The sequence below is a fragment of the Nocardioides albertanoniae genome (assembly GCF_006716315.1).
Taxonomy (GTDB): Bacteria; Actinomycetota; Actinomycetes; order Propionibacteriales; family Nocardioidaceae; genus Nocardioides; species Nocardioides albertanoniae.
The window spans coordinates 1-15,945 of record NZ_VFOV01000001.1; the positions used below are offsets into that span (position 1 = coordinate 1).

At 66.9% G+C, this 15,945-nt stretch carries 16 protein-coding genes; 4 read left to right on the forward strand and 12 right to left on the reverse strand.

Going from position 1 to position 15,945, the window contains the following annotated elements; translation table 11 throughout:
• Positions 1-910 (forward strand): low temperature requirement protein A (locus FB381_RS00005; protein WP_141778385.1); only part of this gene is annotated, 910 nt, incomplete at its 5' end.
• Between the two features lie 86 nt (positions 911-996).
• Here FB381_RS00005 and FB381_RS00010 read toward each other — a convergent pair.
• From FB381_RS00010 to FB381_RS00035, 6 genes are all read right to left on the reverse strand, one after another.
• Positions 997-1,881: a PadR family transcriptional regulator gene (locus tag FB381_RS00010; RefSeq protein ID WP_211352283.1), complete on the reverse strand. Its 885-nt coding sequence runs from the start codon at positions 1,879-1,881 to the stop codon at positions 997-999.
• Positions 1,882-2,074: 193 nt separating this feature from the next.
• Entirely contained in the window at positions 2,075-3,355 is a 1,281-nt protein-coding gene (locus FB381_RS00015; RefSeq protein ID WP_141778386.1) for a mechanosensitive ion channel, read from the reverse strand.
• Positions 3,356-3,554: 199 nt separating this feature from the next.
• Positions 3,555-5,558 carry a M3 family metallopeptidase gene (locus tag FB381_RS00020; protein WP_141778387.1) on the reverse strand — a complete coding sequence of 668 codons (2,004 nt, stop codon included), beginning with the start codon at positions 5,556-5,558 and terminating at the stop codon, positions 3,555-3,557.
• 71 nt (positions 5,559-5,629) lie between these two features.
• Complete coding sequence (locus tag FB381_RS00025) at positions 5,630-5,995, reverse strand: YciI family protein (RefSeq protein ID WP_141778388.1); 366 nt, start codon at positions 5,993-5,995, stop codon at positions 5,630-5,632.
• A gap of 101 nt (positions 5,996-6,096) precedes the next feature.
• Positions 6,097-7,359, reverse strand: a complete 1,263-nt coding sequence (locus FB381_RS00030) for an RNA polymerase sigma factor (RefSeq protein WP_141778389.1) — start codon at positions 7,357-7,359, stop codon at positions 6,097-6,099.
• A 7-nt stretch (positions 7,360-7,366) separates the two neighbouring features.
• Positions 7,367-7,741, reverse strand: coding sequence for a YciI family protein (locus FB381_RS00035; protein ID WP_141778390.1), 375 nt, complete (start codon positions 7,739-7,741; stop codon positions 7,367-7,369).
• A 139-nt stretch (positions 7,742-7,880) separates the two neighbouring features.
• Here FB381_RS00035 and FB381_RS00040 point away from each other — a divergent pair, with 139 nt between their 5' ends.
• Both FB381_RS00040 and FB381_RS00045 read left to right on the forward strand, forming a co-directional pair.
• Positions 7,881-9,209: an MFS transporter gene (locus FB381_RS00040; protein ID WP_170225006.1), complete on the forward strand. Its 1,329-nt coding sequence runs from the start codon at positions 7,881-7,883 to the stop codon at positions 9,207-9,209.
• A 127-nt stretch (positions 9,210-9,336) separates the two neighbouring features.
• Positions 9,337-10,329 carry an IS481 family transposase gene (locus FB381_RS00045; RefSeq protein ID WP_141778391.1) on the forward strand — a complete coding sequence of 331 codons (993 nt, stop codon included), beginning with the start codon at positions 9,337-9,339 and terminating at the stop codon, positions 10,327-10,329.
• On the opposite strand, the gene FB381_RS00050 is transcribed toward FB381_RS00045, so the two are convergent.
• Both FB381_RS00050 and FB381_RS00055 read right to left on the reverse strand, forming a co-directional pair.
• The gene (locus FB381_RS00050) at positions 10,326-11,159 is read right to left on the reverse strand and encodes an alpha/beta fold hydrolase (RefSeq protein ID WP_141778392.1); all 834 of its coding nucleotides are present in this window, start codon (positions 11,157-11,159) and stop codon (positions 10,326-10,328) included. The genes FB381_RS00045 and FB381_RS00050 overlap by 4 nt on opposite strands.
• 136 nt (positions 11,160-11,295) lie before the next feature.
• Positions 11,296-11,556 (reverse strand): hypothetical protein, encoded by a 261-nt coding sequence (locus FB381_RS00055; RefSeq protein WP_141778393.1) that lies wholly within the window; start codon positions 11,554-11,556, stop codon positions 11,296-11,298.
• Between the two features lie 398 nt (positions 11,557-11,954).
• On the opposite strand from FB381_RS00055, the gene FB381_RS00060 reads away from it, so the two are divergent.
• Complete coding sequence (locus tag FB381_RS00060; RefSeq protein ID WP_141778394.1) at positions 11,955-12,431, forward strand: hypothetical protein; 477 nt, start codon at positions 11,955-11,957, stop codon at positions 12,429-12,431.
• A 26-nt stretch (positions 12,432-12,457) separates the two neighbouring features.
• On the opposite strand, the gene FB381_RS00065 is transcribed toward FB381_RS00060, so the two are convergent.
• The 4 genes from FB381_RS00065 to FB381_RS00080 form a co-directional block, all read right to left on the reverse strand.
• Positions 12,458-12,964 carry a hypothetical protein gene (locus FB381_RS00065; RefSeq protein ID WP_141778395.1) on the reverse strand — a complete coding sequence of 169 codons (507 nt, stop codon included), beginning with the start codon at positions 12,962-12,964 and terminating at the stop codon, positions 12,458-12,460.
• A gap of 27 nt (positions 12,965-12,991) precedes the next feature.
• Positions 12,992-14,281 (reverse strand): Tle-like phospholipase domain-containing protein, encoded by a 1,290-nt coding sequence (locus FB381_RS00070; RefSeq protein WP_170225008.1) that lies wholly within the window; start codon positions 14,279-14,281, stop codon positions 12,992-12,994.
• A 119-nt stretch (positions 14,282-14,400) separates the two neighbouring features.
• A complete protein-coding gene (locus tag FB381_RS00075; RefSeq protein ID WP_141778397.1) occupies positions 14,401-14,691 on the reverse strand; it encodes a hypothetical protein in 291 nt (96 codons plus the stop codon).
• A gap of 91 nt (positions 14,692-14,782) precedes the next feature.
• Positions 14,783-15,880 (reverse strand): glycosyltransferase, encoded by a 1,098-nt coding sequence (locus tag FB381_RS00080; RefSeq protein ID WP_246087886.1) that lies wholly within the window; start codon positions 15,878-15,880, stop codon positions 14,783-14,785.
• Positions 15,881-15,945 lie beyond the last annotated feature (65 nt).

Here is a 15,945-nt window from a genome sequence, read left to right on the forward strand (position 1 = left end):
GCTGTTCGAGAGCGTCCACGCGGGCGACCGGCTCCACAACGAGATCGTGATCGCTGGGTACGTCGTGATGCGGGTCGCGCTCTGCGGCCACTGGCTGCGCGCGTGGCGCCAGGATCCGAGCCGGCGCCGGGCCCACCGCACCTATCTCGTCTCGATCCTCACCGCGCAGGTGCTCTGGTGCGTCATCGCCGTGCTTCCGCTGACCGTTCCGGTCGCGTTCGCGGCGATGGTGCTGCCGCTCGTGGTCGAGCTCATCGGCCCGTTCATCGCCGAACGCTCCGCCGGCGGCACGCCCTGGCACGCCGACCACATCGCCGAGCGCTACGGACTGCTGACGATCATCACCCTCGGCGAGGGCGTGCTCGGCACCGTCGCGGTGGTCTCGGCGATCGTCGAGGAGCCCGAGCTCGGTTGGAGTCTGGAGCCGATCCTCCTGCTCGCCGCTGGGATCGGCCTGACCTTCGGCCAGTGGTGGACCTACTTCACGATCCCCTGGGCCGAGGTGCTCCAGCGACGCCGCGACCGCTCGTTCCTCTTCGGCTACGGCCACGTGGTGCTCTACGCCGCGATCGCCGCCACCGGCGCAGGTCTGCACGTCGCGGCCTACTTCCTCGAGCACCACTCCGAGCTCGGCGAGGTCGCCACGGTGGTCTCAGTCGTGATCCCCGTCGGTGCGTACGCGCTGGTCCTCTACGTCCTCTACAACGCCTTCGTGCACGCATTCGACATGTTCCACGTGCTCCTCATCGGTCTGACCGCGGTGCTGCTCGTCGCGGCCGTCGTCATGGCGGCCGCCAGCGTCCCGGTGGCATGGTGTCTCGTTGTCCTCGCGCTGGCACCGGTGGTCACCATCGTCGGCTACGAGACCATCGGCCACCGCCACGTCTCGCACCACCTCGACGCCCTCTGACCGGGTCGACCCGCGGCTGCTGATCTGACTGACTGGTCAGTCAGATCAGCAGCACCTATCCACGGTCGGACGATCCTCGGCAGGCGTCAGGCCTTGGGGCTGTCGCCCTCGGTCTCGCCGTGGTCATCACCGTGCTCGTCGCCGTGCTCATCACCGTGCTGGTCGACCTGCTCGGCGGTGATCTCTCCCTCGCCGTGGACGGCGTCGTCGTCGCCGGCGGCGAGGAGGCCGTAGAGCTTGCGACGGGTGTCGGCGAGGATGTCGGCGGCGGCCTGGCGCTGCGAGTCGGTGCCGGAGGTGGCGAGCTGCCACACCGCAGGGAGCACCTGGGCGAGCTCGCCGCCGAGGATGCCGAAGCCGGCGAGGTCGCCGACCCCCTGACCACCGCGCCCGCCGCGGCCCTGGGCTCGGGCGTTGTCGGCGGCCTTGTCGAACGGCTTCCACACCGCCGCCAGCTCGTCGCTGTGGTCGGCGGCGTAGGTCTTGCCGGCGGCGCTGAGTCGGATGGCACGGCGACCGTGCTCGTCGTCGGACTCCACGAGACCCTCGTCCTCGAGCTGCTGGATGGTCGGGTAGACCGAGCCGGGGCTCGGCCGCCACTCACCCGAGCTGCGCTCGGAGATCTGCTGGATCACCTGGTAGCCGTTGATCACCTGGGACTGCTCGGCCGCTTCGGCGAGCACGTAGATGATCGCGGAGCGTACGTCACCACGACGCACGCGCGGACCGGGCCGCTGCGGGGGCTGGTTGTCGAAGCCGAGCAACGCCGAGATCCACGGCGGCGGACCAGCCGGTCCACGACCGCGACCGTGGCCGCCCTGCCAACCCGGGCCGCCGGGGCCGCCCCATCCGGGTCCGCCCCAACCGGGACCGCCCTGCCAGCCATGGGAGCGGCGCGGGCCGCCCTTGCCGAACTCTCGACCCATCTGGTCGATCCACTCGCCCCACGGGTTGCTGTTGTTGTACGTCATCAGTTTCTCCTTGTTCACGGGGCCGAGTCGGTCGACTCGGCCGGAAGACTGCATCGCGTTCCTTCGCGATATATCGTGAGCGTACGTCGTAAAACCCGACGGTTCAAGTCATTTGAGACAACGAAGGAGCCCCCGGCTGCACCGAGGTGCGGCCGGGGGCTCCTGAATCAGACCCGGAGCGTCATAACTGCATTCAGACGCCAGGCGTCTGCGGCGGGTTGTTGCCGGCCGGCGGAGTGGTCGGAGCCGACGGAGCGGCCGCGCGCGCACCCCCACCCTCAGCCTGGAGCTTGTTCAGCTGCTTGGCAGCAGCGTCGCGGCCCCCGAGGCCGAAGGCGAGCGCCGCGGCAGCGGCACCACCGACGACCACGGCACCGAAGCCGAGGTTGATGATCGAGTCGGCCAGACCCATGAACTTCAGTCCGATCGCGACGAACAGCACGATCGTGGCGTACTTCAGGATCTGCGAGGCCGAGCCGGGCACCAGCTTGGCGAGCACCGAGGCGATCACGACACCGGCGGCGATGATCGCACCACCGAAGATGACCTTGCCACCCAGCTCGAGCACCTGCGTGATGAACGCGGTGATCTGCGGGAACTCGAGCATCTGCGCCGCCATCACGGCGAAGAAGAGCACGATGCCCGTCTGAATGATCTTGGTGATGACCGGGGTTGCGCTCTGGCCCTCGGGCAGCACGTCCATCGAGCGGAGCGCGTTGTCGAAACCGAGCCCGTCGATGATCTGACCGAGGATGTCGGCGGCGAACTTGGCGATGACCACGCCGATGCCGAGCAGGATCGCGGCGGCGATGAGCTTCGGGATCGCGGCCATGATCATGTTGAGCATGCCCTCGGCGGGGTCGGAGATCGAGCTGATCCCGAGGATCTGCAGGGCGGCGATCGCCACGATGATCATGATCATCGCGTAGAGCACGAGACCGATGACCTTGACGATCTGAGCGGCCGGGCCGGGCGAGTCGGTCGGGGCCTCGTAGGGCTGGCCGGCAGCGTCCACGCCGACCGTCTGGTCGACCTGGCCGGAGAGCTTGCTGCCACTGCCGAGCCACTTGTCGAACGGGACCGCACCGAGCGCGGTCTCGACGAGCTGACGGACGATCTTGGCGACGAGCGCACCGACGACGAAGACGAAGGCCGCACCGATGAGGTTGGGCAGGAAGCCCAGGATCCCATCGAGGAGGCCCTGGATCGGCGTGAGCACGGAGCTCAGACCGAACAGGTCCAGCAGAGCGATCAGACCGAACAGCCATACCAGCAGACCAGCTACCGAGCCGAGGCTCTGGCCGATGCTGTCTCCGTCATTTCCGGCCTTCTGAAGCACCTTGATCTTCGAGGTCAGCTTCGTGAACGCCCACTTGACGATCTTCGCGATGATCCAGGTGACCAGGAGGATGACGATCGCGGCGGCGACCTTGCCTCCGAGACCCACCCAGTCGATGTCCTTCACGGCATCCATGTACATCCCCTTCATTAGGGTTGGTTGAGGAGATGCCTGGGTCGACGAGCAGCCCGAGTGATGCACGCAACAGGCACCTCTGCTGCAACAGACGTTCGTCTACAAGTGACCCGAACGCAAGCGTGGCACTCCAACGGAGGCAAATAAGACGATCATTTGCCACTCCGACGCCTCCGCGTCGAACGCAGGAAAACAGCGCTCAGGAAGCCAACCATGCGGCGTACGCATCGAAGGAGTAGGGCCTGCCGAGGAAGTCGGCGACCAGGTCGGCCGCGTCCTTCTCACCGCCGCGGGCGAGCACGCGGTCGCGGTAGCGTGCCGCCACCTCCGGCGCGAACAGGTCGTCGTCGTCGAAGGCGCTGAACAGATCCTTCGCGATGACCAGCGACCACATGTAGGTGTAGTAGGCCGAGGAGTAGCCGCCGAGGTGGCCGAAGCTGGCGAAGAAGTGGGTGCCGTCGAGGTAGGGGTAGGGCGAGTACGCCGCCTGCAGCTCCTGGAGGCGATTGGTCAGGTCATCGGGCCGCTCCTTGTGGAACCAGTAGGAGATCGCGGCGTAGAACATCTGCTGCCGAGCCTGGTAGCCCTTGCCGAAGTCGTCGGCGGCGCGCATCCTAGCGACCAGGTCGGCCGGGATCGGCTCGCCGGCCTGGTCGGTGGCGAAGGTCTGCAGGACGTCGGCGTCCCAGGCCCACTCCTCGAGCATCTGGCTGGGCGCCTCGACGAAGTCCCACTCGGTCGCGACCCCGGAGAACCGCGCCCACTCGCCCTGCCCGCCGAGCACGTGGTGGATCAGGTGGCCGAACTCGTGGAAGAGGGTGACCACGTGGTCGTGCTCCATCAGACCGCGGGAGAAGTTGCAGACCAGCACGCCCTCGGGCAGCTGGCGCCCCTTCGCTCCGGTGGCCAGGTCGAACTGTGCCGCGTGCTTGTACTTCCCCTCGCGCGGGTGGAGGTCGAGGTGGATCCGCCCCAACCGCTCGCCGTCACTGTCGGCATCGCTCTCGGCCGGGCAGACGTCGAAGACGCTCACGTCGTCGTGCCAGGTGACGACGTCGGAGACCGGCTCGTAGCGCAGCCCGAAGAGCCGCCCGGTCACGTCCAGCAGCCCCTGATGAACCTTGGCGAAGTCGAAGAACGTACGCACCACCTGGCTGTCGACGTCGTACTTCTCCTGGCGCACCAGCTCCTCGTAGTAGAGCGCGTCGGCGGAGGAGACCGCACTGGCGCCCGGCACGTCCTGGGCGTAGCGGTCGAGGAGCACCTCGAGGTCGCGCTTCATCCGCCCGTCGGCAGCGCCGGCGATCCTGTCGATGAACTCCGGGATCGCCGGGCCCTCGCCGATCATCTTCACCTCGGCGTCGTAGGCAGGCCAGTCGGCGTAGCCGACCAGCCCGGCCAGCTCGTGACGCAGCGCGAACATCTCCTTGAGCACCGCGTCGTTGTGGGGCCAGCCGCGCTCGAGCCCCGCCACGGTGACGGCGCGCCGGACCGCGGGGTCCTTCACGAACATCCGCGCCGGGAGCGCGTCGGGATAGTCGGTGGTGATCTCGATGAGCCCCTCGTCGTTGACCGGGTGCTCCTCCAGCCAGTCGGCCGGCAGCCCGTCGAGCTGCTCGGGAGTGGCCGTCGTGATGCGTACGTCGTCGCGGGCAACGCGGGAGAACTCCAGGTCGAGCTCGGTGAGCCGCTCGTTGATCTCGCTCAGCCGGGCGCGGGTGGCGTCGTCTCGGTCGACGCCGGCTCGGCTGAAGTCCTGCAGCGTCTTCTCGAGGAGCCGCGCGGCCAGCGGGTCGAGCGCCTCGGTCTCGGCAGCCGGCAGGTCGGCGAAGACGTTGTAGAGCGCCTTGTCCTGGGTGAGCTCCGTGCGGAGGCGGTCGACCTCGAGCTCGGTGTCCTCGCACGCGGCACGGACCGCCTCGACGGGGTGCACGTTGGCGAGCAGACCGGCCAGCCCACCGAGCGAACCGAGCTCGAGGGAGAGCTCGTCCCAGGCCTTCAGCACGTCGAGCGCCTGCCTCGGCGGGGCCGACCTGAGCTGATCGGCCAGCTCTCGCACGTGCGCCGTCGTCGTCGACGTGCGCTCCTTGATCCAGGCTTCAGCGGCGTCGGCCTCGGGCAGGACGAGCGGCTCAGGCGTACTGGTGATCTTCGGGGCCCCCGCGGCGCCCGGAGCGGAGCGAGGACGTCGTGGGGTGTTCATGCGGCAAGCCTGCCACGACCTGAAACGCTTCGCCGCCGAGATCCGGCGAAGCGTCGGATCTCGGCGGAGGCTCACCCCTCGAGGCGGGGCGGTCCAGGGAATCGGTGGATCTCCTGCGGCCAGTCGAGCGCGACCGCCATCCGGCCCGCCCAGTAGCGCGCGGCCTCGTCGTCGGGCACGTCGACGACGAAGAAGCCGCCGAGGTGCTCCTTGGTCTCCACGTACGGACCGTCGGTGAACACGGGCTCCCCGTCGTCGCCGAGCTCGACGCTGCAGAGGGCGGTCGAGGCGTCGATCCCGCCGTTGCCGTAGACGAAGACCCCCGCGTCCTTCATCTCCTTGGTCACGGCCGTCGAGGTGTCCCGCTTGTGGATCAGCTGCTCCAGGGTGTGCTCGTCGACCCACTCGTCGTTGAACGCGATGATGTACTCCGGCATGTCGCTCTCTCTCCTGTGTCGTTCTTCGCGGCCCGGTGGCCGCCGTTCATCTCTTCTACGAACGCATCCGGGCCGATCCGACAGCCTCGGAGGAAATTTCTTCAGCTGGGCCCGAGCTGGTCGCGGCGCCTGGTCAGCAGCGCGACCTCGGCGGCGTTCTCGGCGAGCTCGATGGCCCGGTCGTACGCAGCCCGCGACTCTCCGCTCCGACCGAGCCGGCGCAGCAGATCGGCCCGGGTGGCGTGGAAGGCGTGGTAGTCGTCCAGGCTGGGCCCGAGGTGCCGGTCGATCTCGGCGAGCGCGACCTCGGGTCCGTCCATCTCGGCGACCGCGATCGCGCGGTTGAGCCGGACGATGGGCGAGCCGTCGACCCGGATCATCTGGTCGTAGAGCGCGACGATCTGGGACCAGTCGGTGTCGCGGGCGTCGCGCACCGAGGTGTGGACCGCGTTGATGGCGGCCAGGATCTGGTAGCGACCGGGCCGGGCGCCGCCGTCGGCGACGACGGCGAGCCGCTCGCGCACCAGCCTGTGCCCCTCGGCGATCAGGTCGAGATCCCACGATCCGCGGTCCTGCTCGTCGAGCCGGACCAGCTCGCCGGTCGCCGAGACCCGGGCCGTACGCCGCGCCTCGATCAGCAGCATCAGGGCCAGCAGGCCGGCGACCTCGCCGTCGTCGGGGAGCAGGGCACGGACCAGGCGGGTCAGCCGGATGGCCTCGAGGGTCAGGTCGCCGCGTACGGAGCTCTCGTGGTCGCCGGAGGAGAGATAGCCCTCGTTGAAGACCAGGAAGAGGACAGCCAGGACCCCCGAGACGCGCTCGGGCAGGTCGGCCGCCTCCGGCACGCGGTAGGGGATGTGGGCGGCCTTGATCTTGTTCTTCGCCCGGGTGATCCGCTGGCCCATGGTGGTCTCCTGGACCAGGAAGGCGTTCGCGATCTCGGGCACTGTCAGACCGCCGACCATGCGCAGCGTCAACGCGATCCGCGCCTCGGGCGCGAGCGCCGGGTGGCAGCAGGTGAACAGCAGCCGGAGCCGGTCGTCCTCGATGGCGCTGTGCCGATCAGGCGAAGGCTCGTCGGGACCCTGGATCTCAGCCAAGGCAACCGCCTCCTTCTGCTTGTCGTCACGCTTGGACTCGCGGCGGATCCGGTCGATCGCGCGGCGGTTGGCGGTGGTGGTGAGCCAGGCGCCGGGGTTGGGCGGCACCCCGTCGAGCGGCCAGCGCTCGACGGCGACCATGAACGCCTCGGCCGCGGCATCCTCGGCGACGCCGAGGTCGCCGAAACGCTTGGTGAGGCTGGCGACCACCCGGGCCCACTCCTCGTGGTGGACCCGGGTGATCGCCTCGGTGACGTCGGTCAACCTCGGATCACGCCTCGGGGCCGGTCTGCATCGGGCGCACCTCGACCTTGCCGAGGCAGGCTGCCGAGGCCTCTGCGGCGAGCTTGAGCGCGACATCGAGGTCGGGCACGTCGATGATCCAGAAGCCGGCCATGTGTTCCTTGGCCTCGGCGTAGGGACCGTCGGTGATGATCGGCTTCTCGCCCTGACCGTCGACGACGGTCGCGGTCTTCGCGGCGTCGAGGCCGTCGGCGAAGACGAAGTAGCCCTCTGCCTGGAGCTTGTCGTTGAACTTGCCGGTCGCCTCGAACGAGCTCATCATCTCCTCCGGCGAGGAGTAGCCGTAGTTCTCCAGCTCGTAGTCCGAGTCGGGACCCCAGACGGACATCAGGTATTTGGCCATGGTGCTCACTCCTTTGTGGTGGGCGGTCTCGGTGACCGCCTCTCACCCTTGCTACGAAGGCCTACACCCAGATCCGACACCTCTCATCCGAATTTCTTCAAGCAATAAGAATTTCTTCGGGTAAAGACATTCGCTTAGCATGAGTAACCATGTTGAAGGCCCCGCAGAAGTGAGCATCGCCGCCAAGCTCAAGGGCGCCGTCGCCGACACCCGCCCGCTCCAGGAGCCGCACTTCCGGCGCCTGTGGATCGCCGGCATCGTCACCATGATCGGCGCCCAGCTGACGGTCGTCGCGGTGCCCGCGCAGATCTACGCCGACACCGGCTCGTCCGCCTACGTCGGGCTGACCGGCGTCTTCGGGCTGGTCCCGCTGATCGTCTTCGGTCTCTACGGCGGCGCGCTCGCCGACCACTTCGACCGGCGTACGATCCTGCTGGTCTCCACGGTCGGGCTGATCGTCACGAGCGCGCTCTTCTGGCTCCAGTCGGCGGTCGGCAACACCAACGTATGGGCGCTGCTGTGCCTCTTCTCGGTGCAGCAGGCCTTCTTCGCGGTCAACTCGCCGACCCGCAACTCGCTGCTGCCCAAGATCCTGCCGCTGAAGCTGCTGCCGGCCGCCAACTCGCTGCAGATGACGGTCTTCCAGGCCGGCGCCATCGCGGGGCCGCTGATCGCCGGGGTGCTGCTGCCGTTCACGGGGTTCACCTGGCTGTACGCCATCGACACGGTCACCCTCTTCGCGACGCTCTACGCGGTCGTGCTGCTGCCGAAGATCCCCGTCGAGGGTGCCGGCGACAAGGTGCCGGGGCTGCGCTCGGTGTGGGACGGCTTCGCCTACCTGCGCCACCAACCGGTGCTGATGATGAGCTTCGTCGTCGACCTGATCGCGATGGTCTTCGCGATGCCGCGGGCGCTCTTCCCGCAGATCGCCCACGAGTCGTTCGGTGGGCCCACGGAGGGCGGGATCGCGTTCGCGCTGCTCTTCGCGGCGATCCCGGCCGGTGCCGTGGTCGGCGGCATCTTCTCCGGCTGGGTCTCCCGCGCCGAGGCGCAGGGCCGCGTGGTCATGTGGTGCATCGCCGTGTGGGCGCTCGGCATCACGTTCTTCGGAGTCACGATCTTCTTCGCCGACCTCGCCACGGGCGAGCGCACCACCGCGCTCATGCTCGGCCTGGCGGTGCTCTTCATGATGGTCGCCGGCGCCGCCGACGTGGCCTCCGCGGCGATCCGGATGTCGATGCTCCAGGCGGCAGCCGACGACAACGTACGCGGCCGGCTGCAGGGCGTCTTCACGGTCGTCGTCGCGGGTGGACCCCGCGTCGCCGACGTGCTGCACGGCGGCGCGGCAGCCGTGGTCGGCACCGCGATCGCGACCACCGGAGGTGGTGTGCTCAACCTGCTCGGCATCGCCGTGTGCGCCGTGCTGGTGCCGTCGTTCGTCGCCTACCGGGTCAGCCGGTCGAGCTAGTGACGCCCTAGCTGTGATGTCCAGGGAGGTTGTACCGCCCTGGGACGGTGAGTCTGCTGAGAGGTGAAGGCCTCCGGTTGTGAAGTGGAGCTGTCTAGTTCACACACTTCACCGACCGGAGGCCTTCGTGTCCCACGCTAACGCTGCCCTGACCCCACGCGCTCGTTTACGACTCGCCCAGCTCGTTGTCGAGCGCCGGTGGACCTACGCTGCCGCAGCCAAGATGTTCATGGTTGCCCCACGTACCGCGAAGAAGTGGGCTGACCGGTACCGGGCCGAGGGTCCGGCCGGCATGCGCGACCGCAGTTCACGACCACGCACCAGCCCGACTCAGACCAGCCCGGACCTGGTCCGCCAGATCGTGCGCCTGCGGTGGCGACACCGCCTCGGCCCGGTCCAGATCGCCGGCCGGCTCGCGATGCCGGCTTCGACCGTGCACGCCGTGCTGGTGCGCTGCCGGATCAACCGGCTTTCCCACATCGACCGAGCCACCGGTGAACCGATACGCCGCTATGAACATCCGCACCCGGGTTCGCTGATCCACGTCGATGCCACCAAGTTCGGCAACATCCCCGACGGCGGCGGCCACCGCTACGTCGGCCGCCAGCAAGGCGAACGCAACAAACGCGCCACCACAGGGCTCCCGAAAGGTGCCGACTACAAGCCACGTACCGGCAAAGCATTCGCGCACACCGTGATCGATGACCACTCACGCCTCGCCTACGTCGAGATCTGCACCGACGAGAAGGCCGACACCGCCGTCGGGGTCCTACAGCGAGCAGTGGCTTGGTTCACCGAGCACGGCGTCACCGTCGAACGCGTTCTCTCCGACAACGGCAGCTGTTACCGCTCCTTCGCCTGGCGCGACGCCTGCGCAGACCTCAACATCAAGCACAAACGGACCCGTCCGTACCGGCCCCAGACCAACGGGAAGATCGAGCGTTTCCACCGGACCCTGGGCGAGGGATGGGCCTACGCACGCTTCTACAACTCAGAAGCCGAACGTCGAGCAGCCCTCCCAGGCTGGCTTCACTTCTACAATCACCACCGAGCCCACAGCGCCATCGGAGACCAACCACCCATCAGCCGATTGACCAACGTCCCTGGACATCACACCTAGCCGACGAAGCTGCGCAGCAACCCGGCGAGCAGCTCTGGCTGGTCGATCGGCACCAGCGTCGAGGAGTTCTCGACCGTCTCGAGCCGCGCGTCGGGATAATGCGCGGCCAGGCGCGGTCCGTGCTCGGCGGGCATCATCGTGTCCTGGTCGGCCCAGACCACCAGCACGGGCTTGGTGAACTTCTGCTGCGCCTCGGCCAGCTCGAGCAGTTCTCTCTTCGAGGGAGCACCACGGGCGAACTTCATGAAGTCGCGGCGGATCGCCCGGTCGGTCAGCGCGGGCGCGAACCAGCCGAGAAGGAGGTCGTCGTAGAGGTGGTAGTCCTTGTCGACCGACATCCCGCCGTAGCCGAAGTCGGCCTGCCGGACCCGGTGGAATCGGAACGTCTGCAGCGCCGCGGTGAACAGCGGCGGCACCTTCGCGAGCGCCCCGAGCGGCCTGGCTGCCTTGGGCGGGTAGTTGTCGAAGGCCTCGCACGCGACCAGCGCCATCCGGGCGATGCGGTCGGTGCGGCCGGCGTTGATGAGGAACTGCCCGCCGCCCCAGTCGTTGAGCACCAGGGTGACGTCGTGGAGGTCGAGGGCGTCGATGAAGTCGCCGAGGATGGCCGCCATGCCGAGCTGGCTCAGGTCGGCGTCGGCATGCATCGGCTGACGATGGCCACCGAGCGGCAGCGTCGGCCGGATCACCCGGAAGCCGCCCAAGTGCGGCATCGCGCGCCGCCACAGTCGCCCATCCATCGGCGGCCCGTGCAGGAGCACCAGGACGGGTCCTGGACCGCCGGTGTCCTCGTAGTCGATCGGACCGGCCGACAGCTCGACGCTGGGCATTCAGGGGGCTCCTCGAAGCAATGACGTGGGGTCCCACACCTTGCCCCCCGCGCCCGGGCCGTGCAACGAGAATCGCCCGATTGCCCGCGCATCAGGGCCCTACGCGGGTCTTTGGTCCTGGAAGGCATTGCTGGATTCAGCGGCGATGCGCGATCTCGAGACCCCCGTACCACAGGCCGACCACTGCAATCAGGGCAACAATGGGAACCCACCAGATCACGCAATCGCGGCGCTGGAGGCGGTTCATCGTGAAGGCGGCGACGAGGGTAACGGTCACTGGGCCGAAGATCGCACTCAAGCCACCGGCCCAACCGACTGCGGTGAACTTGTGTTCCATCACCTTCGGGTCCGGCGACTGTCCAAGAAAATATCCGATCAGCGCCAGTACAGATCCCATCACGGCAGCAACGGCGACCAGCGCGAACAGGCTCCAACCGACGACACTGCCGGCAGTCCGTGGAGCGACGTACTCAGGCCGTAGGAGTGGTGGGTTTGACGGTCTCATGAAAGCCTTCAGGCTACAGCGCCGTCGACACATGGCCAGGATCAGAAACGGTCAAGGAATGGGTAGCAACCTTCTACTTCCCAGGTTCAGGCCCTGGATCCGACCTACCGGGATGCCATTCGGCATACCACCGACGAGCCACAAGAGGCGCTTCGCCTGGCAACGACGACGCGGCCCCAGGCCGTACGACGTAGGATGCGTCGTCGATTGCGAAGCGCAAGCGTACGGAGAGCCATCGTGATCCGGCTTGGAGGTGCGTCAAGCCCGGTTCGGCCGGATAGCATCACTGCATGCGGCGATTCCTCGGACTTATCTGCCTTGCACTCATACCGACCCTCATGGCCTGCAACCCCGTCGAACGGATCACCTCCGGATGCAAAGACGCGGACCAAGGTGTGGTCGACGAGGTCATGGAAACCGCCGACCCCGACAAGAAGTTGGTTGACCGGATCGAGTTCGTCCGGGCCAAGACGATCGGCCTGCCCGACGACATGCAGAAGTTCGACTTCGACCAGATCATGGTGATCACCATCGCGCAATGGTTCACCGAGGCCGAATCCAGTGACCTACTCCCGGGCAAGGAACAAGTCACGACATTTGTGCTGAGCTCCGAGACCGACGAGGTTGCACCCATCGATGAGTTCGCGGAGAAGAGCTTCTCCCTCACCAACCCCGTCCAGGACGACCCCGAGTGGGATAGTTGGGTCGACTCGATCACCTACTCCGATCCGTTCGACGCTATTCGCGGATGTGCTAGGAGCGACTGAGTTCCGCAGCAAGGCCGACGCTAGGCCTACCTCGTGTCGGTGTCCTTCCAGGAAAGCAGACCTATGATCGAGTCGTAGATCGCGAGGCGACGGCGGTCACCCTCATAGTCGGTGACATCGACAACGAGGGTGCGAGCGCTCGCCGGGTGCGCAATCCAATACGTTGACGACTCGGCCACCGCATCGCTGCGCGCGGCTCGAACGATATGGAATCCTTGCTGACTCCTCACCTGCGTCGCGTCACCACCAGCCTCGGCGCGCAGTGCCTCGATTGCCGCACTGTGGCCAGCGAAGATCGCCGGGGAGGGGAGCGTGCGCGGCCAAGTCAGGGTAAGCAGCGTCGGCCGATCCTGGCGCAGGAAGATCTGATCTCCTCCAGCTACCCGCAGGCGATCGAGTCGTCTGCGCATCTCAGCAGCGATCCCTTCCCCTCCCTGGCGGGATCTACTGATCAAACCTAAGAGATGCTCCTCTCGCTCGATGTCCCCCACCGGGCATTGCATCCAGGTGCCTGGCAGAACGAAGTCGGGCATCGGCGCCACACCGGATATAAACATCGCTCAGCCGTCCTTCTGGTTGTCGTCGTGCCAAGGAAACGCCTTGATGCCGTGCCCCTTCCATAACCCAGGAGTCTGGGTTGGAACCGTGTACTGCGCCCCCGCTGGCGGAATCACGTTAACCCCCTCTTGACCAGCGGTAAGCGGGTCGTTGCTGGTGCGGTAGTTCGTCACGTTGTCGGCACTCGCGCCGGCACCGTACTGATCTGCGGCCGCTCCGTAGCTGCCAGCCCCGATCCCTTCGGCATTGAACGTCGTCGCCTCACACCCCGTGGCAACGCTCGCGATCGCCGCCAAACTGCCACCGAGCGAGTGGCCGGTGAACTCGACATTGTCGGCTCCGAAGGCGTCAGTGACCTGAGCCGCTAGTTCGATCGCCTGTTCGCCTTGCGCGCTGGGTACGTCCCCTGCGTTCTGGAGATTCTGGCTCCAGTCCTCAGGATTCTCCGCGATGGGTTCACTGCCTCGATACGCGACCGCGACTTCGCCGGAGTCAGAATTGCGGTAAACAGCTGCGTCGAACTCGTGATCGCCAGTCACCTCGACCCCGTAGGCAGCCAACTCTGCCTCCGTCAGCCGATGCCACGGATTGGGGGCTCCCGAATCGTCGTACGACGCCGCGGCAAGGCCGAACATGTCTTTGACGTGCCGGCGATATGCCTTCCCCTCTGGACCGAGATCGCTGAACCGACGGTCGGCACGATCCTGAACTTCCTCCGAGACGGCACCATTCGCACCGCTTCCCATTTCGTCATCCAGCGGAATCAACAGGTCCAGCGCAACCCTCTCGAGAGCGGACAACGACTTCGAGACCTCCGCGAGTACTTCTGCAAGCGGCGAGAACGCATCCACGATGTCTTCGCCGATTCCCTTGATGTCGTCGAACATCCCGTCGTTGAGCGAGGAGTCCTCAACCACGTCCTCGATCAGCCGGTCAGCCCGTTCTGCCGCGGCATTCCAGTCGTCTCGGGCCGCGAAGTAGGCGGCCTTAGCCGCTTCGACATCCTCGTTCAGGTCCCCCATCCTCGCCTCGTGCGCATCCTCGCCGCCCTCAGGAACGTCGGCGCCCAACGCACTCGCCACCTCGTCCTGCGCGGCTTCATAACGCAGAATGGCTCGGTCAGCGGCCTCAATAGCCGCCTCTTGATCGGAGGCGAACTCAACCAGCGCCTCACCAGCAACTTGGTAGCGCTCAGCGGCCTGCTCGAGCTTCGGTAGCACCTCGTCGGCCCGCTGGATAGCCTTCTTGAGCCCTTTGCTCGTTCCGCCCTCACCATCGACCAGTCGCTGCATCGTGCTTGCACAGCTTCGGATCGACTCGGCCGTGTCCAGCAACCGCTGAGCCCCTGAACGCACTACTCCTGGGTCGCCAGGCAGCGGGTCCAGCAAGTCCCCGCCGGGACCGCCCGACATCAGGAGACCGCCCCGTCCAAGCCTTGCCCGAGCTGTTTGTCCATCTCCCGAAATCCCTGCTCGACCAGTTTCACACCACGCCACACCGTGTCGAGATCCTCGACCATGTCTTCGCGGCGCTCATCCCATGAGCTGCCAAAGTCCTGCACACGGTCGGTCAAGCCATGGTGGCCGATCGCACCGATCAGGTCGGAACCGACACCGTCAACTTGGCCGAACTGGTCGCAGATGTTCGACAGGTCGAACCAGAGGGTTTGAAGATCATCCAGGTTGAGATCAATATCTGCCATCACTACCTCCCCCGAGAGCCTGGGCGTGCAACACCCTAGCTTCGATCGATAGGGCAGTGGCCTACATTGCGGCTGAAGCCAGCGAACCCCTTCAGAACTCGACGGGAAAGCCCGATTCCTGACAGAAGGCGTCGATCGCCTTGATCGGTCCCTGCTCGTCGATCATCGCGATCAGGTCGGCGAGGTCGTCACGGCGGTCCTCCGAGACCAGCCGGGCCATCAGGCGCTGGCCACGCGGCACGGTGGTCTCCTCGAACGGGACGCCGGCGTCGTACCAGAGCTCGTGGACGGCGTCGCGCAGCAGCGACCAGTAGCGGTCGGGGTCCTCGGTGGTCGGGTCGACCGACGCGCGGAAGTGCTCCCACATGTCGATCGGGAGGATCTCGGTGCGCAGGGTGTGCATCAGCGCTTCGGAGCCGGTCGCGGCGACCATCTCGATGGTCTGCCGCTTGGTGTTGACCCGCTCGACGAGGTTGGCGATCTGGGCGCGCTTCTGGGTCGCCGACGAGCGATCGGTGCGCACCCGCCAGTCGTAGACGACGTCGGTGAGCACGTCGAACCGCTTGGCAGCCAGGAAGGCCTGGGTGAGCGCGACCTGATCCTGGTAGCGGGTGCGCTGGGGGAACGTGATCGCGTTGTCGGTCCAGAAGGAGCGCCGGAAGATCTTGTTCCACACGAACACGTCGGCGAGCATCAACGGCGCGTCCTCGATGCGGCACCTGAGCCGCATCCGGGTGTGGTTGCGACGCATCAGCGGGGTGACGTACCTCCGCTCCTCGCCGTCCTCGAGGGTGGTGACCCGCTCGGCGGACCCGACCGCGAAGTCGGATCCCGTACGCCGCAGCGACTTCACCATCGACGTCCAGGCGTCCTGGGGCAGGATGTCGTCGGGGTCGACGAAGGTGAGCAGGTCGCCGGTGGCGGCCTCGATGCCGGCGTGGCGGGCGATCGAGACGCCGGAGTTGGGCTGGGTGATCAGCGTGACCCGCGGGTCGGCCGCGGCGATGCCCGCGACGATCTCGGTCGAGCCGTCGGTCGAGCCGTCGTCGACGACGACGACCTCGATGGCGGAGATCTCCCGCAGAGGCTGGCGCAGGATGCTGGCGAGGCTGTCGGAGACGTACTCAGCCACGTTGTAGACGGGCACGACCACGCTCAGTCGCGGCTTCGTCCTCCTGAATCCCCCCACGCGCACTGACTCTAAAGGGTGTGCAGCAATTCGGCGGCGAGAGCGTCGCGATGCATCGGGCTCGC

What these genes read in the sequence shown, in the direction of transcription:
- FB381_RS00010 (WP_211352283.1), bottom strand. Translation starts at nt 1,881, where the DNA reads ATGACGTACAACAACAGCAACCCGTGGGGCGAGTGGATCGACCAGATG.
- FB381_RS00015 (WP_141778386.1), bottom strand. Translation starts at nt 3,355, where the DNA reads ATGGATGCCGTGAAGGACATCGACTGGGTGGGTCTCGGAGGCAAGGTC.
- FB381_RS00020 (WP_141778387.1), bottom strand. Translation starts at nt 5,558, where the DNA reads ATGAACACCCCACGACGTCCTCGCTCCGCTCCGGGCGCCGCGGGGGCC.
- FB381_RS00025 (WP_141778388.1), bottom strand. Translation starts at nt 5,995, where the DNA reads ATGCCGGAGTACATCATCGCGTTCAACGACGAGTGGGTCGACGAGCAC.
- FB381_RS00035 (WP_141778390.1), bottom strand. Translation starts at nt 7,741, where the DNA reads ATGGCCAAATACCTGATGTCCGTCTGGGGTCCCGACTCGGACTACGAG.
- FB381_RS00040 (WP_170225006.1), top strand. Translation starts at nt 7,881, where the DNA reads ATGAGTAACCATGTTGAAGGCCCCGCAGAAGTGAGCATCGCCGCCAAG.
- FB381_RS00050 (WP_141778392.1), bottom strand. Translation starts at nt 11,159, where the DNA reads ATGCCCAGCGTCGAGCTGTCGGCCGGTCCGATCGACTACGAGGACACC.
- FB381_RS00055 (WP_141778393.1), bottom strand. Translation starts at nt 11,556, where the DNA reads ATGGGATCTGTACTGGCGCTGATCGGATATTTTCTTGGACAGTCGCCG.
- FB381_RS00060 (WP_141778394.1), top strand. Translation starts at nt 11,955, where the DNA reads ATGCGGCGATTCCTCGGACTTATCTGCCTTGCACTCATACCGACCCTC.
- FB381_RS00065 (WP_141778395.1), bottom strand. Translation starts at nt 12,964, where the DNA reads ATGCCCGACTTCGTTCTGCCAGGCACCTGGATGCAATGCCCGGTGGGG.
- FB381_RS00070 (WP_170225008.1), bottom strand. Translation starts at nt 14,281, where the DNA reads ATGCAGCGACTGGTCGATGGTGAGGGCGGAACGAGCAAAGGGCTCAAG.
- FB381_RS00075 (WP_141778397.1), bottom strand. Translation starts at nt 14,691, where the DNA reads ATGGCAGATATTGATCTCAACCTGGATGATCTTCAAACCCTCTGGTTC.